20 protein-coding genes and 3 pseudogenes are annotated in these 26,321 nt (G+C 59.2%); 6 read left to right on the forward strand and 17 right to left on the reverse strand.

Annotated features, from left to right (window positions below):
* Positions 1-432 precede the first annotated feature (432 nt).
* The 3 genes from NKI63_RS15985 to NKI63_RS15995 all read right to left on the reverse strand — a co-directional run bounded on the left by NKI63_RS15985 (position 433) and on the right by NKI63_RS15995 (position 4,685).
* The gene (locus NKI63_RS15985) at positions 433-1,746 is read right to left on the reverse strand and encodes an HlyD family type I secretion periplasmic adaptor subunit (RefSeq protein WP_352571044.1); all 1,314 of its coding nucleotides are present in this window, start codon (positions 1,744-1,746) and stop codon (positions 433-435) included.
* Positions 1,721-3,490 (reverse strand): type I secretion system permease/ATPase, encoded by a 1,770-nt coding sequence (locus NKI63_RS15990; RefSeq protein ID WP_352822339.1) that lies wholly within the window; start codon positions 3,488-3,490, stop codon positions 1,721-1,723. The genes NKI63_RS15985 and NKI63_RS15990 overlap by 26 nt, the downstream gene beginning before the upstream one ends.
* A gap of 394 nt (positions 3,491-3,884) precedes the next feature.
* Complete coding sequence (locus tag NKI63_RS15995) at positions 3,885-4,685, reverse strand: M10 family metallopeptidase C-terminal domain-containing protein (protein ID WP_352822226.1); 801 nt, start codon at positions 4,683-4,685, stop codon at positions 3,885-3,887.
* Between the two features lie 439 nt (positions 4,686-5,124).
* Between NKI63_RS15995 and NKI63_RS16000 the strand changes: the two are divergent.
* Positions 5,125-5,505, forward strand: a pseudogene (locus NKI63_RS16000) (transposase domain-containing protein); the annotation flags it as partial.
* Positions 5,506-5,582: 77 nt separating this feature from the next.
* Here the strand turns inward: NKI63_RS16000 and NKI63_RS16005 are convergent.
* The 9 genes and pseudogenes from NKI63_RS16005 to NKI63_RS16045 form a co-directional block, all read right to left on the reverse strand.
* Positions 5,583-5,849 (reverse strand): annotated as a pseudogene (locus NKI63_RS16005) (hypothetical protein); the annotation flags it as partial.
* Between the two features lie 31 nt (positions 5,850-5,880).
* Entirely contained in the window at positions 5,881-6,831 is a 951-nt protein-coding gene (locus tag NKI63_RS16010) for a LysR family transcriptional regulator (protein WP_352548199.1), read from the reverse strand.
* A gap of 67 nt (positions 6,832-6,898) precedes the next feature.
* Positions 6,899-7,687, reverse strand: a complete 789-nt coding sequence (locus NKI63_RS16015; protein WP_352457038.1) for an ABC transporter permease — start codon at positions 7,685-7,687, stop codon at positions 6,899-6,901.
* 3 nt (positions 7,688-7,690) lie between these two features.
* Positions 7,691-8,602, reverse strand: a complete 912-nt coding sequence (gene nodI / locus NKI63_RS16020; protein WP_352457037.1) for a nodulation factor ABC transporter ATP-binding protein NodI — start codon at positions 8,600-8,602, stop codon at positions 7,691-7,693.
* Positions 8,603-8,657: 55 nt separating this feature from the next.
* Positions 8,658-8,891, reverse strand: a pseudogene (locus NKI63_RS16025) (carbamoyltransferase N-terminal domain-containing protein); the annotation flags it as partial.
* 35 nt (positions 8,892-8,926) lie between these two features.
* Entirely contained in the window at positions 8,927-9,523 is a 597-nt protein-coding gene (nodS, locus tag NKI63_RS16030; RefSeq protein ID WP_352450799.1) for a nodulation methyltransferase NodS, read from the reverse strand.
* A gap of 80 nt (positions 9,524-9,603) precedes the next feature.
* Positions 9,604-10,929 (reverse strand): chitooligosaccharide synthase NodC, encoded by a 1,326-nt coding sequence (nodC, locus tag NKI63_RS16035; RefSeq protein ID WP_352457036.1) that lies wholly within the window; start codon positions 10,927-10,929, stop codon positions 9,604-9,606.
* A 14-nt stretch (positions 10,930-10,943) separates the two neighbouring features.
* Positions 10,944-11,603, reverse strand: coding sequence for a chitooligosaccharide deacetylase NodB (gene nodB / locus NKI63_RS16040; protein ID WP_352457035.1), 660 nt, complete (start codon positions 11,601-11,603; stop codon positions 10,944-10,946).
* Positions 11,600-12,193, reverse strand: coding sequence for a NodA family N-acyltransferase (locus tag NKI63_RS16045; protein WP_352457034.1), 594 nt, complete (start codon positions 12,191-12,193; stop codon positions 11,600-11,602). Before NKI63_RS16045 ends, nodB begins: the two co-directional genes overlap by 4 nt.
* Positions 12,194-12,462: 269 nt before the next feature.
* Between NKI63_RS16045 and NKI63_RS16050 the strand changes: the two genes are divergently transcribed.
* Positions 12,463-13,392: a LysR family transcriptional regulator gene (locus NKI63_RS16050; RefSeq protein ID WP_352457033.1), complete on the forward strand. Its 930-nt coding sequence runs from the start codon at positions 12,463-12,465 to the stop codon at positions 13,390-13,392.
* Positions 13,393-13,971: 579 nt separating this feature from the next.
* Here NKI63_RS16050 and NKI63_RS16055 read toward each other — a convergent pair.
* The 3 genes from NKI63_RS16055 to NKI63_RS16065 all read right to left on the reverse strand — a co-directional run bounded on the left by NKI63_RS16055 (position 13,972) and on the right by NKI63_RS16065 (position 16,898).
* Positions 13,972-15,003, reverse strand: a complete 1,032-nt coding sequence (locus tag NKI63_RS16055; protein WP_023678260.1) for a LacI family DNA-binding transcriptional regulator — start codon at positions 15,001-15,003, stop codon at positions 13,972-13,974.
* A gap of 302 nt (positions 15,004-15,305) precedes the next feature.
* A complete protein-coding gene (locus tag NKI63_RS16060) occupies positions 15,306-16,634 on the reverse strand; it encodes a dicarboxylate/amino acid:cation symporter (RefSeq protein WP_023678259.1) in 1,329 nt (442 codons plus the stop codon).
* A gap of 54 nt (positions 16,635-16,688) precedes the next feature.
* Positions 16,689-16,898 carry a hypothetical protein gene (locus NKI63_RS16065; protein ID WP_156937379.1) on the reverse strand — a complete coding sequence of 70 codons (210 nt, stop codon included), beginning with the start codon at positions 16,896-16,898 and terminating at the stop codon, positions 16,689-16,691.
* A 273-nt stretch (positions 16,899-17,171) separates the two neighbouring features.
* Between NKI63_RS16065 and NKI63_RS16070 the strand changes: the two genes are divergently transcribed.
* The 4 genes from NKI63_RS16070 to NKI63_RS16085 all read left to right on the forward strand — a co-directional run bounded on the left by NKI63_RS16070 (position 17,172) and on the right by NKI63_RS16085 (position 21,919).
* Positions 17,172-17,387: a hypothetical protein gene (locus NKI63_RS16070; protein WP_352457032.1), complete on the forward strand. Its 216-nt coding sequence runs from the start codon at positions 17,172-17,174 to the stop codon at positions 17,385-17,387.
* Between the two features lie 253 nt (positions 17,388-17,640).
* Entirely contained in the window at positions 17,641-19,413 is a 1,773-nt protein-coding gene (nifA, locus tag NKI63_RS16075) for a nif-specific transcriptional activator NifA (RefSeq protein ID WP_352457031.1), read from the forward strand.
* Between the two features lie 234 nt (positions 19,414-19,647).
* Positions 19,648-20,787 (forward strand): histidinol-phosphate transaminase, encoded by a 1,140-nt coding sequence (gene hisC / locus NKI63_RS16080; RefSeq protein ID WP_352822231.1) that lies wholly within the window; start codon positions 19,648-19,650, stop codon positions 20,785-20,787.
* 91 nt (positions 20,788-20,878) lie between these two features.
* On the forward strand, positions 20,879-21,919 hold the full coding sequence (locus NKI63_RS16085) for an LLM class flavin-dependent oxidoreductase (protein WP_352822234.1): 1,041 nt from the start codon (positions 20,879-20,881) through the stop codon (positions 21,917-21,919).
* 608 nt (positions 21,920-22,527) lie between these two features.
* On the opposite strand, the gene NKI63_RS16090 is transcribed toward NKI63_RS16085, so the two are convergent.
* Both NKI63_RS16090 and NKI63_RS16095 read right to left on the reverse strand, forming a co-directional pair.
* Entirely contained in the window at positions 22,528-24,423 is a 1,896-nt protein-coding gene (locus tag NKI63_RS16090) for an ABC transporter ATP-binding protein (protein ID WP_352720351.1), read from the reverse strand.
* A complete protein-coding gene (locus NKI63_RS16095; RefSeq protein ID WP_352822237.1) occupies positions 24,423-26,291 on the reverse strand; it encodes an ABC transporter ATP-binding protein in 1,869 nt (622 codons plus the stop codon). The genes NKI63_RS16090 and NKI63_RS16095 overlap by 1 nt, the downstream gene beginning before the upstream one ends.
* Positions 26,292-26,321: the final 30 nt, after the last annotated feature.

The raw sequence follows: 26,321 nt of genomic DNA on the forward strand, positions 1-26,321 counted from the left end.
CTCGCGATTGATTCCTACCGGCGGGAGCGAGGGCGGCAAGACGCTCGGGGTGCGTAGCATCGGTTTAGCGCGTTGAAAGCGCGTTTTTGACGCCTGCCTGTCTTCCTATGTACCTGTCCGAATATTGCAGACGCTCAATCATGTCCTGGCCCTGTGCTTGCAGGCTCACCCTAGGTCTCCAGACCTCAGGATCGCTCAAGACACCGGACTCTTTTCCAGCCTTTGTGTACGATGATGGGTATCTTAATGCGCTCGAGGCCAAGAACTGAATGGTCGGCGACTTGGAAGGGCAAAATGACCGTGGAACCACGAATCTGAGTCAGAGGCGCAATCCAACTGAGGAAAGTATGGCTGTGTTTTCAGACGGTTATGACTCTCATGCATGCGTAACAACCAACAAGAATACAAACAAAATATTTCTGTGGATTACTTTCATTCCTCATGGAATGCGCGACTGATTTGGTCCGACAGCGGCTTCACAAAATAAGAAAGCGCCGTACGCTCGCCCGTCTGGATCATCGCTTCGGCCGGCATGCCGGGCACGAGCGTCAGGTCCTTGAGCTTCGTCAGTTCCGCATGCGGAACCGACAGACGCACCAGGTAATACGAAACGCCGTTTTTTTCGTCCGTCGCCAGATCGGCTGCGATCCGGCTGACATATCCGTTCAATACCGGCGTGGTCCTCAGATTGAAGGCTGACATCCGCAGCACGGCCTTGTGACCAAGCTGGATTTGGTCGATGTCCTTCGGGGTGATTCGTGCTTCAAGCACAAGATCGTCGCCTTCCGGCACGATTAGCATAATCGGATCGGCGGGCGTGATCACTCCTCCGACCGTATGAACTGCGAGTTGTTGAATGGCGCCTGACTGCGGCGCGACAATATCGATCCGTCGCAGCTCCTGTTCAGCCGCCACCTTGCGCTCAACATACTCCCCAACCTGCGCCTGAACCTCTCTGAGCTCCTGGCCGACTTCCGTCTTGAAATCCGGATCGATCTGCAGGATCTGCAGGCGCGTTTCGGCTATGCGGGCTGCCGTCTGTGCCTGATGTGCAATCTTCTCACCGCGTTCGCCGCCGAAAGTGGCAACCTGCGTCTTCAGGCTGTTCAAGCGTTGGTCCGAGACAATGCCTTGGTCGCGCAGCCCACTCAGGGCAGCAATTTCCTTTTGGAGGATCTCGGTGCTTTTCTCACAAGCGATTGCCTGCGCCTTGAGCCCCTCGATCTCATGCTCATATTGAGTGATGCGTTCCGCTAGCTGCGCCTGCCTTCCGTCGCGGGATTGTCTGCGGAATTCGAACAGCCGCGTCTCGCCATGTACTGCCGAAGCTACGTCCGGAACATCTCTGCGGGCGAGCAGCCAGTCCGGGAAGGCGATCTCCGCCAGATCGTCACGCTCAGCTTCGAGTCGTGCCAGGTTGGCGGCCAGCTCATCGAGCCGCTTGGTGACTACAGCGAGAGTGGCGCGCGTCTGGGTGGCGTCGAGCCGCATGAGGATGTCGCCGGCTTTTACTTTATCACCTTCGCTCACCAGGATTTCTCCCACCACCCCGCCGGTCGGGTGCTGCACCTTCTTCACATAGGAATCGACGACAAAGTGTCCGGACGCGACAACCGCGCCGGAGAGATTCGTGAAGGCCGCCCAGGCTCCGGCTCCTCCCACAAAGATCACGCTCGCCAGCAGGCCCGCCACCAGGTGCCGGCGAATGGACCTGGAAACGTCATTGTTCTGATGAATGCCGGACACCGGGATCCTCCATGTCAGCGCGCTCGTTATCCTGTGTAGACTCGATGGCCTTGACCCCAGCGCCTGATGCCATCGCTGCCCCCTTAAGGACTTTGGAAAGCGCCTCATCACGCGCACCGAATGCTCGCTGCCGTCCACCTTCCATCACCAACACCAAATCCACGGCGCGGATGGCGCTCGGCCGATGGGCAACGACAACCGCAATGCCCTTGCGCTCGCGCACGGAGGCGATCGCCTTGACAACCGCAGCCTCGCCTTCCGCATCGAGATTGGCATTGGGTTCATCCAGCACAACAAGGAAAGGGTCTCGATAAAGAGCACGGGCAAGACCGATACGCTGGCGCTGCCCGGCGGAAAGTGCCGATCCGGCCTCACCAATCGGAGTTTCGTAGCCGTGCTCAAATCGGAGGATCAGTTCGTGCGTGCCCGCTGCTTTCGCCGCGGTGACAATAGCCTCAGGGTCAGGATTATCTTCAAAACGAGCGATGTTTTCGCCAATGGTGCCGTCGAATAGTTCAACACCTTGCGGCAAATAGCCGATATGACGGCCTAGCGCTTCCCGGTCCCATTGATCGAGGCTTGCGCTGTCGATGCGAACCTTTCCGGCGACCGGCGCCCATGCGCCGACGATGGCGCGCGAGAGTGTCGACTTGCCCGAACCCGATGCACCGATGATCCCGAGTGCGCTTCCCGCCTGAACGGCAAACGCAAGGCCGGTCACGGTCGGCTTCCTTTCGCCGGGCGGAACGATTGTCACGCCTTCGAGGCGGAGTTCGCGTTCAGGTGCAGGCATTGGCATAACAGGAGCGGTTTCAGGAACCTTTCCCAGGAGGTCCTCCAGCCGCGCCCAACCCTGGCGCGCCATGAGGAAGGGTTTCCAGCTTGAAATGGCCAGATCGACCGGAGCCAGCGCACGCCCCATCGTGATCGAACTGGCAATCATGACCCCGGCCGTAGTCTCCTGCCTGATGACAAGGTACGCGCCGACGGCAAGAATGGCCGATTGCAGCAGCACGCGCAGCGACTTTGAAATGCCACCCAGCCCACCTGCCACGTCCCCGACTTTCCGGTTGGCGGCCAGATACTTGGCATTGGCCTTGTGCCATCGGGCAGCGATCCGCTTTGCGAGACCGAGAGCTTGCACGACCTCGGCATTGCGGCGCGCTGCTTCCAGTAGACCATTGCGTACCATGTTGTGGTCAATGGTATCGCGTATCGGCCCTTGCGAGAGAGTGTTGGTAAGGAGTGTCAGAGATGTGAGACCGATCGCCCCGACAAGTGCCGTCATGCCGATCCAGAAATGAAAGAGGAAGCAAATGCCAAGATAAAGCAGCATCCATGGCAGATCGAAGAACGCTGTCGGGCCGTTTCCACCTAAGAATCCGCGAACATTGTCGAGATCGCGTAGCGGCTGCAAGCCGTCGCCCGGCATGCGCGTTAAAAGCGGAAGGCGAACGATCGCATCGTGAACGCGTCCGGAAAACTGTTCATCGAAACGCTCGCCAATCCGCAGCAGCACGCGGGCGCGCAAAACGTCGAGCAGGCATTGGAACGCATAAAGCCCTGCAGCAAGCACGACGAGCCCCACTAGCGTCGATACGCTGCCACTTGCCAGAACGCGGTCGTAGACCTGAAGCATGAACAGCGGCGAGATCAGCGCAAGCACGTTGACCACGCCGCTGATCAACAGAATTCCCCAAATAGCGGAAGTCAGAGGGAAAGGTCTCAAAGCTGAATCCTTCAAGGAATGGTTACTCACGTAGGTCTCCGTGAGGATCTGGCGACCCAGCTCCCTATATTGCTCCCCGAGCGGCAACCGACTGCATCCGCTCGCTGATTCAGGATCAGTGCTCCCGCCGAATGTGTTTGGTTTGGCATCTAATGGAGCGGGTCAACAACAACACCGTCCGGCTGAAGGTTTGGAAGGGCAACGTCATCGTGGCCGGCCGCAAGGGCCCGAACAGGCTTCCGCCTCCACGCCTTCAGGGAGATTTCGGTGTACGACCAGCGCGACGTGCAGGGCTTCGTCAAGCTGTACACGCTGCGACTGCTCCCGGGCGCCCCGGCCCATCGCAAGTAGCGGAAACGGAAAGCGCCCGCCCAGGGGGCGGGGCGCTGTTCCGTATGGGTTTTCTGGATCAAACGAAGGTGAAGTCCGACGCGGTCAGGCCTAGGTCGGCCACGGTGACCACACCGCCCAGGTGGACGAATTCATGCGCGCTGTTGTCGGCGGTGACATAGGCCAGAGTTGCGACTCTGTCGGTGTAGCTGCTTTGGTAGACAATGATGTCGCCGGCGTGCTCGCCGGAGATCGCACTCGCGGCTTCAGAAGCAGAGTTGAAAGATTCGCCAGTGATTACCACGACGTGTTCGCCGTTCGCACCCGAGGCCGCACCACTGTAGAAGCTGCTCACCGGGTAGCCGGACTGTATGCTGGCGTTGTTGACGAAGTTCGCGCCAAAACCGTCGTTGTAGAGGCCCACCGCATCGAAGGCGAACTTGTCCTCCGCCGGGTTGAAATCGGTGATAGTGGTAATGTCCGGCTTCGACCCGACACTCGGGTCGACCCCAGGCACCGGATTGTGGAACTGGAACACGAACGTGTCATTGTCGGTGCCCCCGGTCAACCTATCCTGGCCGTCACCCACGTAGAGGACATCCTGGCCGGGACCGCCGCTGAGCCTGTCATTGTCCTCACCGGAGATGCGCGCGTTGAAGCGGCCGTTGTCGCCGGAGAGATCGTCCCAGCCATCTCCGCCGAGGATGCGGTCGTTACCCTTGCCGCCAATGGCTCGGTCACTGCCCTGGCCAGCCGAGATCTCGTCGTTGCCGGCACGACCGTCAATCCAGTCATTGCCCTGGAAACCCTCCATCCAATCTTCAAGCTCGGTGCCGAGGAGTGTTTCGGAATCCGGGCCACCCTCGATAATCTTTGCCATCAAAAATACTCCTAATGATGCACCCTGCCTGACGCGTTTCATATTCCTCATCGGATAATTAGAGAAATCGATTGCTTGGATAGACACACATTTACGAGATGGATGCACTCACGTTCACTTCGCCCTTCTGCTGAGCAGTTGCGGGCTCGCTGGCGGCCGGGAAGCTGGTCGCCCAAGCAATCGATCTGAAGATTCGACACTCAAACCGGACCAGGACAACACTTCGTAACGGGGCCGTCCTGGTTGGGCCCCAAACGTCTCTCTGTTTGCTCGACGCCGGCATACCCGCACCGTGAGCGCTGGACGAGGACAAGTTCCGCTGGCGGAGAACGGCGTGATCGGCTTGCCGCGCCGAAACTGATGGCGCTCGTCGAAGGCATGGACTGGACACGCGTTCGAGCCGAACGGCGACGGCGTCCGGCCGGAAGGCGGTGGCGAAGTGACTCAGGCGCAAAAGGCGGGCTTCAGGCCGTGCACAATAAGCTTCTGTCGGCGTCATGACGAGAAGCGCTTCGGCCCGTCCCCACGAAATCGATACGCTCAAGGCGATGTTCGTCGCCATGGCGGCGGAGAAGGCCGAACTGCAACAACTCCGGAGCGAAACACTCAAGGCCGAGATCGTCCGGATGGCGACACTCAACGAGCCTGCCCAGGAGCGGATCGCCGACCTTCATGGGATCGTCAAGCAGCTGGAGCGCGCCGCTTCGGTCGCAGCTCCGAGAAGCTCGAACGTGACCAGCAGGCCTTCGCCTTCGACGAAATCCAGACCGGGCTCGGCGCGATTGAGTCCGAGCTCGAGGCCGCAAGACCGACAGGCGAGCCGCGACGTGCTGCGCGACCGCGCAAGGCGTTCCCGGCGCATCTGGAGCGGGTCGAGATCGTCATCCAGCCCGAGCCATGGGGGAAGAAGCGCTCCCGCAGCCAATGGTCCAGTCCGTCAAACGCGGTCGGCCGCACAGGCTTGCGAAACGGAACAGTCCCGCCCTCGCTTAGATACCGAGGCACCGTGTTGCGCGCGCACCCGAATTCTTTCGCCCGTCGGTTCATTCCCCAGCCAAGCTCATGCAGCCGCAGCATCGCTGCCACCTCTTCATGCTGAAGGATCTGCTCTCCCTGCATCGTTCTCGACAATGCAGGAATCGCCCAATCCCAATCGCCATCCATGCCTCCTCTCATAACCGAGGGGGTCAGTTTCTCAATTCGACCGACAACTGAGACGTCCGGTGCTCTTAGGCGGGGTAATCATACGAGATGCCTCCTGCAACATCATTTCCCGCATCCATAGGCTTGCCGGATCATTATTGTGAAGCGCAGGCCATTGGACGGCCTCCGTGAATGCGGCAGGAAGTGGCGGCGGAAGTTCGACAATCCGCAGGGGTGTTAATTTTGCGAAATGCTGCGCCAGCCGTAAGGGCATTGTCCCGATGCGGTTGGTGCCTGATAGAAGGGGCGGGATCATGCTAAAGCCCTGTACGACGACCTCGATACGTCTCTCGAAACCGTTCTCGAGCAAATACCATTCCTCGATGGAGGGCTGCCGGGTGTCCCCGAATTTAAGCACAACCTGCCCCATCGACAAGTATCGGTCGAATGTAAGTGGCTCTGACAGCTGCTTGTTCGTGCCGCAGCCTACGCATACGAGCATATCTTCGAACAGGGCTGCGCGAGGATGTTTCGACATGAACACTTCCGGCATAATCAGAAAATCAACGTCGCCGCGCCGGAGAAGCTCCTCGGGGTCGTCGGAAATAAGCAGACATTCGAAGCGGACGGCGGGAGCTTCCCGCGCAGCACGCTTTACGATCTTCTTAAAAAATACGAGCGTGAGGTAATCGGAAAGGATGATGCGGAAGCGACGATCCGATCGGGCCGGGTTAAAGGCGTCCCAGGAAATAATCGACAGCTGGATGTGCAGCAATGCCTCCCGGACTGCTGTGGCGAGCCCCTCCGCGCGCGGTGTCAAAATGAGTTCGCGGCCGTTCATCGTAAATAGCTCATCGCTGAAATAGGCGCGTAACCGACCGACGGCGGCGCTCATGGCCGGCTGACTCAGGTTAATACTGCGGGCCGCGGCGGTGACTTTACGCTCCCTGATCAAAGCGTCCAGCACAACCAGGAGATTTAGATCGAGTCCCTTAAAACGCATGTATTGACCTATCCGACGCGTGGATGGGTATCGCCCAAAGAATCAATTTTACGAATGGTGAGTAGCGTCAACGCATCAGCCGACGACGAAATAGAGCAACCGATAGGAAGAACGGCAAAACCGTGTATATGCAAAGCGCGCCGATATGCAGGCCCATGCTGCCGGCCGGACGGCCAAGCATCGCCGGACGAATGAGGTCAATTGCATGTGCGAGCGGCAACAAGGAGGCGACGTCCTGAAAAGCGCCGGGCAATTGGTTGACCGGAAACATCGCGCCGCAAAGGAACAGCATGGGTGTTATAACAAGCGTATTATAAAATATGAAATATTCATAACTGGGCGCAAGCGCCGTGACGACCATCGCTAGACTCGCGAAGGCGAGGCCACTGAGAGCGATGACTGGCAGCAAGCAGAGGATGGATGGCCACGATGTGTAGCCGAGCGTGGTGGCAACAATAGTGATTGCTGTGCCCGCCATCAGGGCCTTGGTGGCTGCCCACGCCAATTCGCCGAGTAAGATATCACCGAGCGTCAGCTGAGTGCATAGCATTCCTTCCCAGGTGCGCTGGTTGTCCATGCGGCCGAAACTCCCGTAAACCGTTTCAGCAGTCGCCGATGCCATCGCGCTTGTGGCAACCATGCCAGCCGCGAGAAACGCAATGTACGAAGTGCCCTCAATAGGACCTATCATTGTTCCGATGCCAAAGCCGAGACCGAACAGATAGATCATCGGATCGGCGAGGTTGCCGAGAACCGATGCAAGCCCGATTTTCTTCCATCCAAGATAGTTGCGGCGCCAAACCGCGACCCAATTCCACGCATTGGCGGGCATGGCCGCCGCATAACGTTCGCCCATTGTTCAGTCCTCCATCTCGCGCCCGGTTAGCCGCAAGAACACATCCTCGAGATTGGGGGGGCGCTGCAGAAGGCGCAGACCCGCGCGCCCGCGTAGCTGCACCAGCACCTGCTCCGGATCGGGTGCATAGCAAAAAAGCGTCTCACCGCTCACCTCGATGCGCTGTGCGTACGGCCGGATCAGCGCACCCAGTTCATGCGGATTGCCGCCGTAGACCTCGACCACGTCACAGCCGATCTGCTCGTCAATGAGTGCGGACGGGCGGCCTTCGGCGATCTTGCGCCCCTCCTCCATAACGCACAGCCGATCGCACAGCCGCTCGGCCTCTTCCATGAAATGGGTAGTCAAAAGAATAGTCTTGCCCCGCGCCAGCAGCGATCGCAGCCGTTCCCAGATCAGGTGGCGGGCCTGCGGATCGAGGCCGGTGGTCGGCTCGTCCATCACCAGCAAGTGCGGGTCATTGATCAGCGCACGCGCGAGCGTCAGGCGCCGCTTCATGCCGCCGGACAGTTCGGCGACGCGCGCATCCGCTTTGTTCTCGAGGCGGGCGAACTCAAGCAGCGATGGTATGACCGCTTCGATCTGGCGTCTGCTCATCCGGAAGTAGCGCCCGAACACCAACAGGTTCTCGCGCACAGTGAACGCGGTATCAAGATTGTCGAACTGCGGGACCACGCCGATGCGCATACGTGCCAAACGGGCGCGCGCCGGCACTGGAGCGCCGAGCACAGTAATCTTCCCCGCATCAGGCGATGTCATGCCGAGGACCATACGCGCAATCGTGCTTTTGCCCGCACCGTTCGGTCCCAAGAGCCCGAAGCATTCCCCCGCCGCAACGCGGAACGACAGTCTGTCGACAACGAGCTTGTCATAAGTTTTGCTTACCTCAGTAAGATCGATCGCTACCGTGGACATGGGTTCATTTTACCTAGAGGGTCGCCTCGACCGGCGGTTGCTCGGTTGCCTGCCGGACCTGAAACTGTGACTCGTCTTCGCCATCCCAGCCGTCGATAAAGAACTGATCGACATCACAAGGATTTAGCCCCTGTTCCGCCAAAGCGGCGACAATTGCGTCGAGATTATCGATGGTTTGGTAACGCGGATTGTTGTGCCGCTTTTCCTGCTCAACGCAGGAGACGAGCCGTCCATCCTCGACAAGGGCGATCGCCCCATCATGGGTCAGCTTGGTACCACAGATGCGCATAGTGTCTCCACGTTAACGGCGATAGATTCGATTCATCAGGAAGCGGAAAGCGGGTTCCGGAAACGGACGAGCAAGCAGTCTTCGTTGACCGACTCGCCCCGACACTCAAGACGCTCTACCTCGATCAACGTTTCGTTCAGCATGGCGATGACCGGCTCAGCACCAGCGGCGTGACCCCAGCGACGGCAATTAGCATCCCTTGCCGATCCGAAGATCAGATGCCCGCCTGGCGCAAGCACCCGCACCAGGTTTTTGACGGCCGCGCGCATCTCGGCTATGTCTTCGAGGTAGTATAGGACCTCCGCCACAACGATCAGGTCAAACAACTCGTCGGTCGAAAACTGTTGAACATCGGAGACTATCCAGTTGATGCGCGACGGCTCCTTTATCCGTTGACGTGCTCGAGCAATCGCTTGCGCCACGACATCGATGACGGTGAGCCCTTGGCAGTAGGGAGCTAGCTTTTCCGTGAATGCGCCGGCAGCGCACCCGACTTCGAGGGCATTTGTAATGGAGCCTTGGGCAAGCGCCAGCTGGAGCATTTGCGTGTGGCGCTCCCGCTCGAACGGATTGCCGTCGAGGCGCCACGGATCGTCTGCGGCCAGTTCCCGATCGAGCAACTGATGATTCATGTTCTGGGTCAAACTCGTCCACCTCTCGTCCACCTAGGTAATTAGCGATCACTCGTCGCCGCAGATGTTGCTCGACAGCGCTAATCCCGAAGAATCCGCGCAAGATTGAGCCTGCGAAGCGGAGCCGCATGCGGTGAGAATTCTGCCCTGCTTGATCCAGTGATCGGAGTTTGGGTGGGGGCCTGTTTTCCCCCAGTGTTCGATGTAGCGACAGCAGAGCTTCGCGACAGCCAATCGCTATTGCTCAATGTACACAGCGCGTAGGCCTTCAAGGGAAGTAAGAGAAAGATGTTGATGAACGTGTGCAGGGAAAAGCCCAGAAATCGAAACTGTCGAGCACGAAATGCTACCACGCAGCATCGGAGCATGGTCATGGACACAATCATCAGTCCTGTCCACCAAGGCACAGTGCCTGTCAGTGCGAAATGTGCGAGGCCCGTTAGTACCGATAGGGCGAGGAGTAGCGGCCCGAGATTCTGTCCGACCACGTCCAACGTGAGATAGCTATTGAGGCCGGGCAGCAAGCGCAGCCCAAGCAGCGTGTCCCGGAATGTGCTTCGTGCCCAACGGAGTTGTTGGCGCAGATACGGTCCGAGTCTGTTCGGAACGACTGTGGCCGCGATGGCGCCCGGAACGTACTCGGTTCGAAAGCCTGCTTTCAGCATGAGGATAGTGAGATGGCGATCCTCCCCGAAGTCGCTTGGCTTGCCCCGAAAAAATTGCGACTCGTACTGGTCCAGTAACAAAAGGAGCGCAGACCGGCGGTACATGGCACATGGGCCGCAACAGCACATAACGGCACCGAAGCGAGCCTGTGCCGCGCGCTCCTCGTTGCAAGCCAGCCAGTACTCCATGTCTATCAGCCTTGTCAGCCAGCTCTCGCTCCGGTTACTGGCAATCAACTGACCCATGACTGCGCCGACCGCTGGATCTCGCATCTTCGGTACAAGCTTGGTGATGACGTCGGACGCGAGTATCGTGTCTGAATCAACGTTAAGCACCAAATCCCCGGATGAGCGGCGTATCGCGGCGATCTGCGCCTTGCGCTTTCCAACATTCTCGGGAAGCAAAATGATGTCGAACCTAGGGTCGCGCGCGTAGGTTTCGTGGACAGTTCCTACGGCTTCGCGATTTCCAGAACCGTCATCAACCACATAGACCCGAAGTCTTCCGGCGTATTCTTGGTCTGCAATGGACGCCAGGCACTCTGAAAGCGTGCGCGGATCCTCGTTGAAGCAGGGGACGATGACATCCACGCTGGGCAGTTGATCGGAGCCGACGAGATCCTCCAACGCCGATGAGTCGTTTGTCGGCAGAGCATAAATCCCCTGCATGCTCTTATAAGCAGTCGAGAGCAGTGCATAAAGCGAAATGGCCACAGTGCTGGTTGTACCAAGAAGAGTCATGGGATCTCGTTTGTTCAGTGATGTTGAGGAAGTGAGCGGATTACAAATCCGCGCTCATGAAGTGCTGGAATCAGCCGGGACAGCGCCGTGACCGTCTGGTCGCGCAGACCGGCGTGAGCGCCCTGGCTCAACTCGCCGGGAGGGCATCCGTCGTGCAAGAGTACGATTGCGCCCGGCCGGACAGAGGCGAGCACGGTATCGATAATCGCGTCGACCCCAGGGCGAGACCAATCTCGAGGGTCGACGGACCAATGGAGGGCCGTCAGCCCGGCGATCTGTGACGCTGTGAAGACTTCTTCGCTCCAGGCCCCGTAGGGCGCGCGAATATAGCGCACCGAGGCCTGAGGGCACGCCCTCATGATGGCGCCGTTCGCTTCAAAGATCTCACGTTGCACTTCGCCGAAGCCGCATTTGTACAGATCCGGATGAGTCATCGTGTGGTTGCCTAGCTCGTGCCCTTCTGCAAACATTCGTTGGATTAGATCCGGGTGCTCTAAGGCGTAGGCGCCGATGACGAAGAAAGTCGCCGGCACCCGCTGCTCTGCCAGCACATCCAGAATCTCCGGTGTGAAAAGTGGATTGGGACCGTCGTCAAACGTCAGATAAACGCTGCGACGGCCGGTGCCGTCAGAGCACTCACGGCGCACTTCGTACAAGCAATCGGGACGGCTCATAGCTCTGGTCCGTTCCGATCGATCATCGTGCCCGTGGGCCATTCGCTGATCGGCCGTCCAACTGGCAGAACAATGGTGAGTGCGTCATCGATGCGTGTGGGCGGCAGGTCGAGGCGCGCCTCTGGTCGGGTGGAGCGCACGCGAATTCCCGACAAAACGGCCAAAGGGCTGTATCGCCGCGCGAACCTCTCAACATGATTCCGCAGCGCGTCCCGGACGGTTCCGAAAGCGAATGGAACGCCAAGCTCCTGCAGTATTGGAAGCATGACATGGATTGAATGGGCGATTCCGAGACCCTCAAGATCCGGACGTACCCCGTACAGGCCCAGCTCAGCCACCAACAGATCGACCGCGTCAACCTTGATGAAACGGCGCAGTATGCCCATGTGAGCCGCTACACCGCTCGAATCATAGGCGATTGCGCGGAGTTCAGGCCTGGCTCCGGCCCAGCTTCGACTACCTTCGAACGGTTCTGCGTTGGACGCCCCAGTCGGCCCGTAGGTATTACGAAAGAACTGGGCGAGCTCGACGTGGTCCGAGAGCTGCAACTCGTTTTCCCAGCACAATTTCCACTGCACCTGAGGGCGCATTCAGGACCTCTCTTCAAAATGGTTTCTTGCGGGCCGCATTACCCGGCCAAAGCGGCGGCGTTGTTGGCTGCACTCAACCGTTGTCGTTAGCGACGGTGAGCCAGCCGGTGGGGGCTCGCCAATGAGCTCTCTCGATGTTCCCGCCCGTATGGCGGCGCCGTCGATTTGAGCTTGACGTCGGTCATTTACGTTCCTCTAATGCATGGTTCGTAAATTCGTAAAATTGATTGTTTAGATGATGCCCATCCACACGCTGGATAGATCAGGATATGCGGTTTAAGGGGCTGGATCTGAATCTCCTCGTTGTGCTGGACGCTCTGATCAGGGAGCGTAAAGTCACTGCCGCGGCCAACAGTATTAACCTGAGCCAGCCGGCCATGAGCGCCGCCGTCGCTCGGTTACGCGCCTACTTCAGCAATGAGCTATTTACGATGAACGGCCGCGAGCTCATTTTGACACCGCGCGCGGAGGGGCTTGCCCCAGCAGTCCGGGACGCATTGCTGCACATCCAGCTATCGATTATTTCCTCCGACGCCTTTAACCCAGCCCAATCGGATCGTCTCTTCCGAATCATGCTTTCCGATTACCTCACGCTCGTGCTTTTTAAGAGGATCGTAGAGCGTACTGCGCGGGAAGCTCCCGCCGTCCGCTTCGAATGTCTGCCTATTTGCGACGACCCCGAGGAGCTTCTCCGGCGCGGCGACGTTGATTTTCTGATTATGCCGGAAGTGTTCATGTCGAAACATCCTCGCGCAGCCCTGTTCGAAGATATGCTCGTATGCGTAGGCTGCGGCACGAACAAGCAGCTGTCAGAGCCACTTACATTCGAGCGATACTTGTCGATGGGGCATGTCGTGCTCAAATTCAGGCACACCCGGCAGCCCACCATGGAGGAGTGGTATTTGCTCGAGCACGGTTTCGAGAGACGTATCGAGGTCGTCGTACAGGGCTTTAGCCTGATCGCGCCCGTCCTATCAGGCACCAACCGCATCGGGACAATGCCCTTACGGCTGGCGCAGCATTTCGCAAAAACAACACCCCTGCGGATTGTCGGACTTCCGCCGCCACTTCCTCATCCCGCATTCACGGAGGCCGTCCAATGGCCCGCGCTTCACAATACTGATCCGGCAAGCCTGTGGATGCGGGAAATGATGTTGCAGGAGGCATCTCGCCTGGCGCCTTTGCTTGAAAGCTATTGAGTCTCGGGCTTCCTGGAGGCGGTCGCGATCGCGTAGGAGCGGTTGCCATTCGGGCGTCAGGCCTTTGGCTCGGCAGAGCGGCGCAGTTCCTTGCTGAGTACGAGGGCCAGGAACGAGCAGAACACATGCCCGGGTTGGTGCTGAGTTGACTGCCGCCTCCGATTTCGCGTGCGAAGTCCCAGAAGATGTCTAGCCCCACTCAAATGCCAACTTTGCCGGCCTTGCCGCGGCTTTTCACGCGCGGCCAGGCGAGGAGATGCCGGTCGACGAGGTCAATCCCAATGGACTGTGCCGGCCTCGCTCGGCTACTGGCGTGAGGCATTCTTGACGACACCGCCCTGCACCGACAACGTCGAGATGTTGGCAATGAAGCCGGTCGCGGTCGACGCTGCGGATGTAGGCAATTTACCTCGCGCTTCCGCCTGAACGCGTGGCCGATCCGTTCACCCAATCGGCGCTTCATCCTGGGCCGCGGCTGAGGCCTGTGGGGTGCGGCTACCCCGCGTGGATGGGATCATCAATCAACTTTCTCTCATTTATGAAAGGAAACTTCCCCGCTTACGATAGAAGCCATCAGTTTCATATATTTTCCGGCAGATGAATGTCGAACGGCAGAAATGTCTGTCCTGGTGTTTCAGCAGTGCCGGTCTCGATAGCCCGCGTCATCAGCGTTATCAGCTCCTGGGAAAGCCGGCGCATTGGCGTGGCGACCGCCATCGTGATGATGTTATCAGCGAGTGCCGCCCGAGATTCCGGCGTGATTTCATTCACGATCGCGACGAGATCGCGACTTTTACCCTCTTCCCGGACCGCGGAGATGGCGCCCTCCATGCCGCCCCCGGCGACATAGAAGCCGACGAGCTCGGGTTCCCGCTGCATGAGATCAAGCGTTGCCTCGTAGGTGACCTGCCGTTTCTCCAGGTTCACAAGCGGATCGAGCACCTCGAACGTCGGCGCGTTCTCACGGCAATAGGAGCGAAAGCCGACGTCACGGAGCTCGTGCCCCTGGAAACGATGGCTACCGACAAACACCGCCACCTTGCCGGGCCGTTTTGCGACCTTGGACACCATCCAAGCGGCCGTGCGCCCCACCTTGCGGTTGTTGAGGCCGATATAGCCCTGTCGCACGCCGGCGGCGAAGTCGGAAAGCAGCGAGAAAACCGGAATGCCTTTGGCCTTGAGGTCCTCAACCGCTGCTGTAATTTTTGGGTGGTCCGGTGCCACCATCGCGATCGCATGGCAGCGTGCGCCCAAATCCTTGAGCGGTGCGATTAGGTCGCTCGGCATATGTGACGGGGCGAATTGGATGAGCGGAATGCCGTGGAAGGACTGGGCCAAATTGACCGACGCTTCGACCTCGCGCGCAAAGTCTTGGTAAAAATGCTGGGCCGGTTTTCTCAAGATGAAGCCCAGACGGTAGCACGGTAGGTCTCGCCGCAAGCGCTGCTTGATGAGCCCGGCAGCATGATAGCCGATCGCGTGGGCGGCGTCGTGGACCCGCCGCGCGGTCTCCTCGCGCACCGGATGGCGGGCGTTCAGAACCCGATCGACCGTTGCTACGCTGACTCGGGCTTCGCGGGCGAGATCGGCAATTGTGGGGCGCTTGGTCATGGGTCCTATTCTGATTGGTTTTTGACGCAGGCTGGCTCTCTGTCACCTAGCGCGATTCGACAATGGTTTCGGGTGGGCAAAGTGAAGACGCCCGCATACTGAATGATCGACAGCGTATTGGACTACTCCAGACGTAGACCGGCCGGGTATAACGGAAGGTTCATTCGCTTAGGGCGGCGACGATTTGCACTCACACATTTAGCGCTTCTGATACATGGTCCGTGAGGCGCCGTTTAGAGCCTGCGAGTCGATCGTTCAGGTCATGTGACCAGCTTGGCGAAACCGGTCGCGGTGCGTCGCCCTTACTCGGCGGAGGATAGCCGGTTTGATGCCTCGGCAAGCTGATGACCGCAGAAGGCGGCTTTCATCTGCGCTCGGTCCAATTCTCCTTCCCAGCGGGCAACGACGAGGGATGCCACTGCGTTGCCGACGCAATTCGTCAGCGCCCGGCATTCGGACATGAAGCGGTCGATGCCGAGTATCAGTGCCATCCCAGCAACGGGAACACTCGGAACTACGGCGAGCGTAGCAGCCAAGGTGATGAAGCCCGCACCTGTTACACCTGCAGCGCCCTTGGAGGAAAGCATCGCAACGAGCAGCAGCAGCACCTGATCGCCGATTGACAGATCCGTGTTCGTCGCCTGCGCGATGAAGAGGGCCGCCAGCGTCATGTAGATATTCGTGCCGTCCAGATTGAACGAATATCCGGCCGGGATGACGAGACCCACAACCGAACGCCTGGCGCCCGCCTTCTCCATCTTCTGCATGAGCGAGGGGAGCGCGGCCTCCGAGGAGGACGTTGCGAGGACAAGCAGCAGCTCTTCCTTGATGTAGCGAATGAGAGAACAGATCGAAAAGCCGTTGTAGCGGCAGACCGCGCCGAGAACCCCGAACACGAAGAGGAAGGCGGTGAAATAGAACGTCGCGACCAGCATCGCGAGGTTGACGACCGAACCGATGCCATATCTGCCGATGGTAAAGGCCATTGCGCCGAAAGCGCCGATCGGCGCGGCTTTCATCAGAATGCCGACGAGCTTGAAGACAGGCGCGATGAGCGCCTGAAGGAAGGAAACGACAGGCTTGCCCGTCTCTCCGGCCATCGCGAGCGCCATGCCGAACAGAACCGAGAAGAACAGCACCTGCAGGATGTCGCCTTCCGCGAAGGCACCGACTATCGTTGGCGGGATGATGTTCATCAGGAAGCCGGTGACCGACTGCTCGTGGGCCTTTGCGGCATAGGTATTCACGGCCTGGACATCGAGCGAGGCCGGATCGATGTTGAGGCCGGCGCCAGGCTGGACGACATTGGCGACGATCAGGCCGACGATCAGCGCGAGCGTCGAGAAGGTGAGGAAATAGACCATTGCCTTGCCGGCGACCCGGCCGACCTTGTGAAGATCGTTCATGCCGGCAATGCCGGTCGCAATTGTCAGGAAGATGACAGGCGCGATGATCATCTTGACCAGCTTGATGAAGGCATCACCCAGCGGCTTCAGGCTCTCGCCGGTTCCCGGATAGAAATAGCCAATTGCGACGCCGAGGGCGATGGCGGCAAGCACCTGCGCGTAAAGCTTGGCATAGAAGGGTTTGCGGGGCGCGGGACTCGCGCCGCGGACTTGTGCAGCTGACACTGTTTCTCTCTCCCTGACCGGATCGAGGTGGCGTGACTTCTCCCGGGCTTCTCCCTATCGCGGCGCTCCGGTCGAACGCTGCACCAACGCCGCCGCAATACCCATGCCAAATGGATCCGCATGACCTGAACTGACGTTGGGCTCGCCAATGATGGGATGAATGCGGTGGCACAAGACGGGAATGACAAGGCCGCCGTCCAGCACGCGCTTGATGTTCTCCGGCAGATTGCCGGTCGATCTCTCTGGCTTGCGGTTTTGCTGCACATCGTGGTGGGCTCCTCGGTTTGCCGACTTTGGGAAGGGCCGCATCGCTGGCACCAGAGCGGAGAATTGCCGTGTTCTTTGCCGCGCTGCCGCTGCAGCGACAGCTTGAAAGCGACGTCGAGACGTAGGGATTGACGCCGCTGGTGCTGACCGCGACGATGCGGTTCAGAAGTTCCGAGCACCGCCGAGAAAGCCGCGCTCGACCGCCAGCTTCGCGCCTTCACACGCGACGCCGCCGCGTTATGGGCGTCATCAATATCGAGGAAATGGCGGTTGCCGCGACCGACCAGTGTCGTCGGCAGTGATTATCGCTCCCGCCCCTGGTTCGCAGGCGCTGGTGAATGGCACGGCCCGGCAATTTATACTCGGCGCGGTCAGCCGCTCGGGCACCGCATCGCCGGCGCCGTATTTCTGTCGTTCAACATCGCCGACAAAAAATTAGAACTGATGAATTCTATCATAGGCCGCGAGGTTTCCTTTCACGAATGAAAGAAAGCTCGATTGACTATCCCGCCTCGCTCCAGTCTTTTGAAAATCAACGTGTGGTTGCCCCCGTGCAAGCCGAGAACGTGGCCAAGCTTCGTGGAGGGAGAGCCAAGCGATGCGTCAGGGGTCGACCCGCTTTGCACTCGACCACACGGCGGTGGCACGAGTTCACGTCAGAGCATTTTCGCGCTTGCCCGCGACGTCGCGGGCGCACATGCCGCCGGCATGCATATCATGGCGCGAGATCGAGGATCATATGCACCACAACATTCCCAAATCAGAACAAAATGCCAGCGAGTGCCGCATTTCGCTTCCGGATGCGAAAAGGGCTTACCCAAACTCCGAGATGAACACCGCGGTCCCTTTTGTGCCATCGCACGAGCACGCGCTTACCGGCATCTTCGAAATATCGAAAGTACTCACCGACCCCGCCCGGCTCGAAGTCACGTTGGCCAAGGTCGTCGATCTCCTGCCCTCGTTTGTGCAGATGCGGCACGGCATCATCGCTCTCTTCGACGCTGAGGGCGTACTGGACATCACCGTAGTCACCGGCTGCGACGAGAACAGCGATGAGCGCTCCCGGATGCGCCTGCCGCGCAAGGCAATCGATCTGATTGTGACGACGGACACGCCGCTCGTCGCCGAGAACATAGCGGTGCATTCGGCCTTCACTGCCGCTGACATAGAGGTGCTTGGGGCCTCCGACACCGTGTCCTTCATCGGCGTTCCCATTCGTGTTGATGGGAACGCCGTAGGCACGCTGACTATCGACCGCGCCTTGGACAGCAGGTCAACGTATCGGCTCGATTATGATGTCCGGCTGCTCACCATGATAGCCAACATGGTGGGACAGACAGTCAAGTTGCACCGCTTCTCCGCGGGCGACCGCGAACGACCGACGGAGGTGGAAGATCGGCTGCAAACGCAATTCTCTGATGTCAAGCACCCTGCACCGCAGCGCAAGAAGGTTCACGTCAAGGGAATGATTGGCGATAGTCCGGCGCTAAGCGCGCTGCTCGAGAAGATCGCAGTTGTAGCTAAGGCAAAGACCACGGTTCTGTTGCGAGGCGAATCCGGTACCGGGAAGGAGCTGGTCGCCAAGGCAATTCACGAGTTGTCGCCGCGCGCCAAGCGGCCCTTCATCAAACTCAATTGTGCAGCGCTGCCAGAGACAGTCCTGGAATCCGAATTGTTCGGTCATGAGAAGGGTGCCTTCACAAGCGCGTTCAATTCCCGCAAGGGTCGCTTTGAGCTCGCCGACAAGGGGACGTTGTTTCTGGATGAGATCGGCGAGATCTCGGCCTCCTTCCAGGCAAAGCTACTGCGCGTGCTGCAGGAGCAGGAGTTTGAGCGCGTCGGCAGCAACCAGACCATCAAGGTCGACGTTCGCGTGATTGCCGCCACGAACAGGAACCTTGAAGAGGCGGTTGCAAGGAATGAGTTCCGCGCCGACCTATATTATCGCATCAACGTGGTTCCCTTGCTGGTGCCGGCATTACGCCAAAGGCGCAGCGATATTCCGCTCCTCGCAGCTGAGTTTCTCAAGAATTTCAACGATGAGAACGGCCGTACGCTGACCTTCGATGCGCGTGCGATTGAAGTACTGATGAAATGTGAATTTCCCGGCAACATTCGCGAGCTTGAAAATTGCGTGCACCGGACAGCGATCCTGGCGGAGGGACGATCAATCGGGAGAAACGACTTTGCGTGCTCCCACGACCAATGCTTTGCCGAGGCGCTGCGGAAGAGCAGATCGGGCAAGGCCGCGCTGCAACCAGCGCCGATCCTCCCAGAGGCAGTGAATCCGGCCACGCCGCCGGATGCGGCCGCTCGTTCGGCCGCCACCACAGTCCCGCCTGCCGGAGCAACCCACTCATTGGGCGCGAGGACCACCGACGCCGAGCGCGTCATTGCTGCCATGGAAAGATGTGGCTGGGTGCAGGCAAAGGCGGCGCGCCTGCTTGGACTGACCCCGCGCCAGATTGGCTACGTGCTGAGGAAATACGGCATCGAGGTCAAGCGTCTGTGAAAGCATGACTCAGGCCGATTAGCTGAGACCGCTTAGCGGCTTGGCCCGCGCAGGGATGCAGATCCGCGTCCGCGTCAAGTCGATCCGACCGAGGACAGCCTGGCCGAATTCCCGTGGCAGCCGGCGTTGCGACCATCTTGTGAAAGGCGACGCTGCCATCGTCAATCCGTCCGCCATGTTGCTCTCGTTGCGAGCTCATACGGATGCCCTGTGCGACTGAAACGGAGATAAAATATGTCCGATGCAAAACTGCAAGCTGTGCTTTCGTCTCTTCCGCAAGGGACGCGACAGTTAGATGCTCTGCCGTCCAACGGACCAGCGCCGGACAGAAGTTTTGTCAAGCTGAATACGAATGAGAACCCGTTTCCGTTGCCGCCAATCATAATGCAAAGTGCAGTGGCGGCCCTCAATCGCCAGTATCTGTATCCGGACGACGATAACATCAGCTTGAGGGAAGCAGCGTCCAATACCTATGGCGTATCCACGGATCAGGTCATCGCAGGCAACGGGTCGTCTGAACTGCTCGGACTCATCTACAGAGCTTTCCTCGCCCCTGGCGACAAGGTGGCGATGATATCGCCAGGGTTTTCGTTCAACCGCAAACTTGCCATGTTGCATGGTGCTGAGTTTCTCGAGATCGGATGTCAAACTCATTCGCTGCCAATGGAGCAATTGCTTTCCGGTCCGGCAAAAGACGCCAAGTTCATTCTGGTGGCCAATCCAAACAATCCGACCGGAACATTCCTCTCGATAAGCAATATCGAACGCCTCGTGGCACAATCGGATCGCCTGGTCGTCCTTGATGAGGCCTACGTCGACTTTGCACCCGATCACGGGCTGCGCCTCATCAACCGTTATTCGAACCTTCTGATCTTGAGAACATTTTCGAAGAGCTATGCCGCCGCCGGCATTCGCGTCGGTTTCGGTTTCGGTCACCCTGAGATTATTGGCAGGCTGCGCAACATCCAGAACGTCTTCAACATGAACGTGATCGGGCATGCGGTTGGTATCAGCGTGCTTGCGCATCGCGGCGCCTACGCAGAGAACCACAAGCACATCAGACATGAACGACAGCGAGTGACAGCCGCACTGTCGCAACTTGGATTTTCCGTAACGCCCTCCCACGCAAATTTCTTGCTAGCCCGTGTGCCAGCGGGACAGGACGGCTCATGGTGGCAAGCAGCCTTGGAAAGGCAAAAGATACTCGTTGCCTACTTTCCGGACAATGGTTTGGAACATTGCATCCGCGTCAGCATCGGCACAAAAGAGCAATTGGATGCATTTCTTGCTGCCGCTCGCGATATAGTTGGAAGCTTAAACATACCAAGCACCACGGGCAGCGGAGCGTCAGGCTCTGCTCGTTCGGTACGCTGACGCTAATCCGAGATCACACACTGCTATCTTTCGGCTTGCTTGGTCATCCCAGCAAGAGAACAGCCTGCTTTAAAATCGGGGACAATATCGAGTGACAAACGTCTTTCCTTCAAACCTAGCCTTCGGCATCTTCGATCATCTGGACGAGGACGGCCTCGATATCGCCCGGCAGTACGAAGATCGCCTGATATTAGCAGAGGCGTGCGATCAGCTAGGGTTCTATGCCTATCATCTCGCAGAGCACCACTGTACCCCCCATGGGAGAGGTCCGTCGCCGAATCTGTTCTTATCGAGCGTCGCCCAGCGCACCCGGCGCCTGCGTCTCGGACCCTTGGTGATGCTGCTTGCGCTTTATCATCCGCTGCGTGCGTTCGAAGAGATCTGTATGCTGGACCAGTTGAGCGGTGGCAGGCTCGAACTGGGCATAGGGCGCGGTGCTCTCCCGATCGAATTGGGTTACTTCGGGATTGGTGCGGACGCGGTGCCCGGCCGCTATGCGGAAGCCAGCGAAATTCTTGTTGAAATACTTGTTAATGCCATGAAGGTTGGCACGCTGTGCTATCAAGGCCGCCATTTTGAGCTCAATGACGTTCCTTTGACGCTAAGACCTCATCAGCGTCCACATCCGCCGACATGGGTCGCCGCCAATCGACCCGAGTCCGCAGCCTGGGCCGCTGCGAATGGAGCAAATATCGCGTGTGTAGGACGTTCCTCTTCTGTTCGCAAAACTACTGATGCGTTCCGCGCCTATCAAGAGGACAACACTGGCGCGGGCGATCGAGCGCCATTTATTGGATTGCTCCGCATGGTCGTGGTTGGGCGTTGTGACACACATGCCTATTCGCTCGCGGCACCTGCTTACGAACGATGGCTCAAGAGCTTCCAATTCCTTTACGAGCTTAACGCTATCCCCACTCCACCCAACCTGCCGCTGACCTTCGATGCGGCAGTCGAGAGTGAATTGTGCGTGGTAGGATCAGCAGCGTCTGTGCGAGAAGCTCTGCTCAGTCAGTTGGAAGAGGCAGGTGCTAACTACCTTCTTTGTCAACTGGCATTTGGGAATCTGCCGCTAGATGCTTCCCTATACACCGCGACGACCATTCAATCCGAAATCATGGCTCGACTTGGCTGACCATGAAATTCGCGGTCTGATCCGAAGGTAAATCGTTGTAACAGCGCTCCCTCACATTGCTCGAGCGTGCACGTGGTGGGGATTGGGAAATCGTGAGGGAGGCCAAACTGACGACGAGCCGGCGGCACAGATTACCAGGTTTGTGCGTTGGCCGGCATCTGGGCACGGTGTGAGACTGCACGATCCTAAGGAGATGATGGCCGAGCGCGTCACGATGCCGGCACGCATCTGCTCGTCGCGCTCGCGCTAGTCGTTGCCCATAGCCCGCCGCAAGAGGTTCTTCTCGACCGGGGCGGCGCCGGTGGCGGCTCCCGCATCCAGCTTCATCAGCGGCTCGGCGGTAGCAAAGCCGTCACTCGCTACGGCGCTGTTGAGGGCGCGCTCGCGAGCGGCTTGCTACGCCGAGCGACACCACCTGGAGCGAGTTCGCCCGATGTCGCGGCGTGCACCGCGGTCGGATAACGACGCTGGAGGAAATCGTTCGCAGCCGGTCTTCACGATCCGCGCGAGTGCTTTGCATGAATGCTGCCTGCTTCCTCGTCTGCGGCGGCCTGAGTGTCCGCCGGCACGCCCGAAGTCAATGTCAGTACCACAAGCCCGCCAAGACGTCAGGTCTGGGAGCCGGCTTGTACGGTCGTATCGTGTTCTGGAATATCGTCAAAGGAGGCGTAGTTGAGATTGTAGAGTTTGGAATACAGGCCCCCCATGGCTATTAGCTGATCGTGGTTGCCAGTCGCAATAACTTGGCCATTCTGAAGCACGATGATGCGGTCGGCACCCCGGATCGTGGCAAGACGGTGGGCGATGACGAGGCCAGTGCGCCCTTCAAGCAGCTTTATCAGAGCCTTCTGAATCTGCATTTCCGTGTAGCTGTCGATGTTGGCGGTAGCTTCGTCGAGCACGAGGATCTTGGCGTCGGCGACGAGGGCGCGGGCGAAACTGATAAGCTGGCGCTGGCCGAGAGATAAGTTGTCGCCGCGTTCGCCAAGTTGGGTTTCATACCCGTCGGCGAGGCTCATTATGAAGTCGTGGGCGCCGACCGCCTTGGCGGCCTCGATCACCTTGTCGCGCGTGGCTTCCGTCTTGTGGTATCGAATGTTCTCGAAGACCGTCCCGGTGAACAGGAACGGCTCCTGCAGCACCATGGCGACCTGGCGGCCGAGCGATTCCTGGGTGAGATCGCGCACATCATGTCCGCCGACCAGCACTTGGCCCTGTTGAACATCATAGAAGCGGTGGACCAGGGCCATCGCGCTCGATTTGCCAGAACCGCTCGGCCCTACCAGTGCGACCGTCTCGCCGGGATTGACCCGGAAGGAGACATTTTTCAGCACCGAACGGTTCGGATTGTAGCCGAAGGTGACGTCCCTGAACTCGACCGAGCCGTCCATTTCGGGCGAAAGCACCTCGGCATTGGGTTTGTCCTGAACATCGATCTTGACGTCGAGCACATCGGTCAGGCGCTTGCCTGAGGCCATGGCGCGCTGCATGACCGAATATTGCAGGGTGAGTGAGCGGATCGGGTCAAAGAAGCGCTGGATGTAAAATAGGTAGGCAACCAATACGCCCACATCTATGCGGCCATTCATGACCATCGAGCCGCCAACCACAATAACGGCGGCCATGGCGAGGCCGGTGAGGCCATCGACGATAGGCACCATGACCAGTGCATATTTGGCAGCGATCAGGTGGGTCCTGAGGTTGGCATGGGCCTTGTCGTCAAAAAGGATGAAATTCACCTGCTGGCGGTCCATTGACTGGACGGTGCGCACGCCGTGAATGGCTTCGGCCAGCGCGCCGTTGACGACGGAATTAGTCTCGTGTGCGGCCATGAAGGCGTCGCGGGCACGCGGCAGCCAGACAATGCGGACGATCACCAGGACCGGCAGAACCGAGAGCGTCAGGAGGCCGAGGCGGAAGTCGAGCCACAGCATTACGAAAACGATGCCGAAGAGAAGCGCAACATCGCCTACGGAATATACCGAGGTTTCGAGGAATTCCTGTATGGAGTTGACGTCGCCTTGCAGGCGCGACATGAGGCGTCCGACCTCGGTCTTGTCCATGAAGGAGAGCGAAACCTTCTGCAGATGGCCAAACATGGCGCGGCGGATGTCGAACAGGACAGTTTCGGCCACTTTCCCAACCACGGTTTCCTGCATGTAGCCGGCAGCGAAATTGACCAAAATCGCCAAAACGAACGCGCCGACGGCCGCGAGCTGGGCTGAGCGATCGGTCCTTGCCGGGTTCATGCCCTGGTCGAGCGCGTAGCGGATGATCAACGGGATGAGAAGCTGCGTCCCGGTGAAGATCAGCATTGCTGCAATCGTGATGACTACCCTGGCCCGATAGGGACGGACGAAAGCCCAGATGCGCCGGAGGATGCTCTTGTCGAAAGCCCGGCCGAACATCTCCTCCTCGATGCGGTGCGAGCCGACAACCGCGCGCGGAGGGCGTCTACCGTCGTCACGTTCGGCTTCGACTTCGCCGGCGCGGCCCTGCGCCATCAGCGGGCGCCCCCATACTGGTTCATATTGTCATCACCCGGGCGCGTCTGGAGATCGTAAAGGGCCCTGTAGCGTCCCCGCTTCGCCAAAAGCTCTTGATGCGTGCCGCGTTCTACGATTTCGCCGTTATCGACAAAAAGGATCTGATCGGCATGCACAAGCGCACTCAGCCGGTGCGCGATGATGATCGTCACCCGATCCTTGGCGAAGCGCCGCATCGCCGCGCGGATGCGCTGCTCGGTGCCGGCATCGATCGCGGCCGTTGAGTCGTCGAAAACGACGACGGAGGGGCGCAGCATCATGGTGCGAGCAATCGTGAGACGCTGGCGCTGGCCGCCAGAGAGAGAGACGCCGCGTTCGCCCACGACCGTCTCGTAGCCCGCTGGGAGCCCGAGGATGTAGTTGTGGAGCTGGGCGAATTCGCCAGCGCGTTCGATTCGCTGTCTCTTCGCCCAGGGATCGCCATAAGCGATGTTGTTCTCGATCGTGGTGGTGAATAGGAATGCATCCTGCTGTACGACGGCGACCGCCTTGCGAAGCGTCGCGAGGGTGACATTGCGGATGTCCTGGCTGTCCAGCGTGATGGCGCCACCGGTCACGTCATAAAAGCGGGGGACCAGATGAGCTATCGTCGATTTGCCCGAACCCGGCGGACCGACGATCGCGATCGTCTCGCCTCTACGGGCCTCAAAGCTGACGTTCTTCAGAATGGCGCGGTTTTCGGCGCTGGGGTACGCAAACGAGACATTGTGGAAGCGCAGAGTGCCGTCGCTTATCTCGAGCGGTCTGGCCTCGAGAGCATCCCTGATTGTGATCTCCTGGTCGAGGAGACCGAAAAGCCGCGAACCGCAGCTAGAAGCGCGGGCAAAGGCATTGACCATGAGGCCGATCTGGCGGACTGGCATTTGCAGGATTGTCATGAAGGTCAGGAAGGTCGCCACCGTTCCGACGCTTATCTCGCCAGCGACGAGCTTGCTGCCACCGATCCAGAGCACCAATCCCATTGCGAAAAAGAAGGACAAGGTCATCGCCGACGTGCTGGGCACGTAAATGTCGACGCGGTCGTTGGCGAGGTCGAGCGCGTTCTTGGAAGCGCCGTCGAACTTCAGCATCTCATAGGCTTGAGCCGCAAAAGCGCGGACCACGCGGATGCCTGCGAGATTTTCCTCCATCACGCGGCTTAGTACCGAAAGCCGCTCATGCAGGTCGAGCCAGGTGGCGCGCAGCCTAAGCTGTGTGGCCGATGAGCGCCAGGCGACAAAAGGCACGAAGCTCAGCGCGACCAGGCCGAGCATGGGATCGGTCGAGATCATCATGTAGGCGCCGATCCCGAGCAGCATGGTGAGCAGGACCACGCGAACGAGCGCGGTGGAAAAATACATCCGCACGCCTTGGAGATCGAGCATTCCGATGGTGATCAGATCGCCTGAATGGACCCGGTCGTGAAAGGAAAAGCTGAGACGCTGGATCTTGTCGTAGTAGGCGAGCCGCAGTTCGTACGCGACATGATGCCCGACGGCTTCGGCAAAATAGTTCTGCGCCATCGTGAAAAGGCCGCGTAGCGCGCTGACGGCGAGCAGCAGGAGAGCCGGGGTCCAGAGCGCTTGTCCTGCGGCGGCCCCCGCGACACCGCCCCCGATGGCTGTCTGGGTCTGGTCGACAGCCCGGCCGAGAAGCTGGGGAATGAGCAACTGGAGGATTGCCGCCATGATCGTCGAGCCCATGGCGAAGGCGACCTGCCAGGGATGCCGCAAATTCATACGCGTGATGCGCAACAGCGTACTCAAATCCCGGCCCCAGCGCGCCGCTTCCACATGGGTCAACGAATTCAGAGCGTTCGTTGCGCTGCCGATAGCATCACTGCTCACGGGTGTATTCCCGACTGCATTTTGCGTCTT

It is taken from the genome of Mesorhizobium sp. M0410, assembly GCF_040321435.1.
Lineage (GTDB): Bacteria > Pseudomonadota > Alphaproteobacteria > Rhizobiales > Rhizobiaceae > Mesorhizobium.

Bases quoted from the DNA above. Each gene is read 5' to 3' on its own strand.
- NKI63_RS16050 (WP_352457033.1), top strand. From the start codon at position 12,463: ATGCGGTTTAAGGGGCTGGATCTGAATCTCCTCGTTGTGCTGGACGCT.
- NKI63_RS16045 (WP_352457034.1), bottom strand. From the start codon at position 12,193: ATGCGCCCTCAGGTGCAGTGGAAATTGTGCTGGGAAAACGAGTTGCAG.
- nifA (WP_352457031.1), top strand. From the start codon at position 17,641: ATGCACCACAACATTCCCAAATCAGAACAAAATGCCAGCGAGTGCCGC.
- nodB (WP_352457035.1), bottom strand. From the start codon at position 11,603: ATGAGCCGTCCCGATTGCTTGTACGAAGTGCGCCGTGAGTGCTCTGAC.
- nodC (WP_352457036.1), bottom strand. From the start codon at position 10,929: ATGACTCTTCTTGGTACAACCAGCACTGTGGCCATTTCGCTTTATGCA.
- nodS (WP_352450799.1), bottom strand. From the start codon at position 9,523: ATGAATCATCAGTTGCTCGATCGGGAACTGGCCGCAGACGATCCGTGG.
- NKI63_RS16090 (WP_352720351.1), bottom strand. From the start codon at position 24,423: ATGGCGCAGGGCCGCGCCGGCGAAGTCGAAGCCGAACGTGACGACGGT.
- NKI63_RS16055 (WP_023678260.1), bottom strand. From the start codon at position 15,003: ATGACCAAGCGCCCCACAATTGCCGATCTCGCCCGCGAAGCCCGAGTC.
- NKI63_RS16015 (WP_352457038.1), bottom strand. From the start codon at position 7,687: ATGGGCGAACGTTATGCGGCGGCCATGCCCGCCAATGCGTGGAATTGG.
- nodI (WP_352457037.1), bottom strand. From the start codon at position 8,602: ATGTCCACGGTAGCGATCGATCTTACTGAGGTAAGCAAAACTTATGAC.
- NKI63_RS15995 (WP_352822226.1), bottom strand. From the start codon at position 4,685: ATGGCAAAGATTATCGAGGGTGGCCCGGATTCCGAAACACTCCTCGGC.
- NKI63_RS16010 (WP_352548199.1), bottom strand. From the start codon at position 6,831: ATGCGTTTTAAGGGACTCGATCTAAATCTCCTGGTTGTGCTGGACGCT.
- hisC (WP_352822231.1), top strand. From the start codon at position 19,648: ATGTCCGATGCAAAACTGCAAGCTGTGCTTTCGTCTCTTCCGCAAGGG.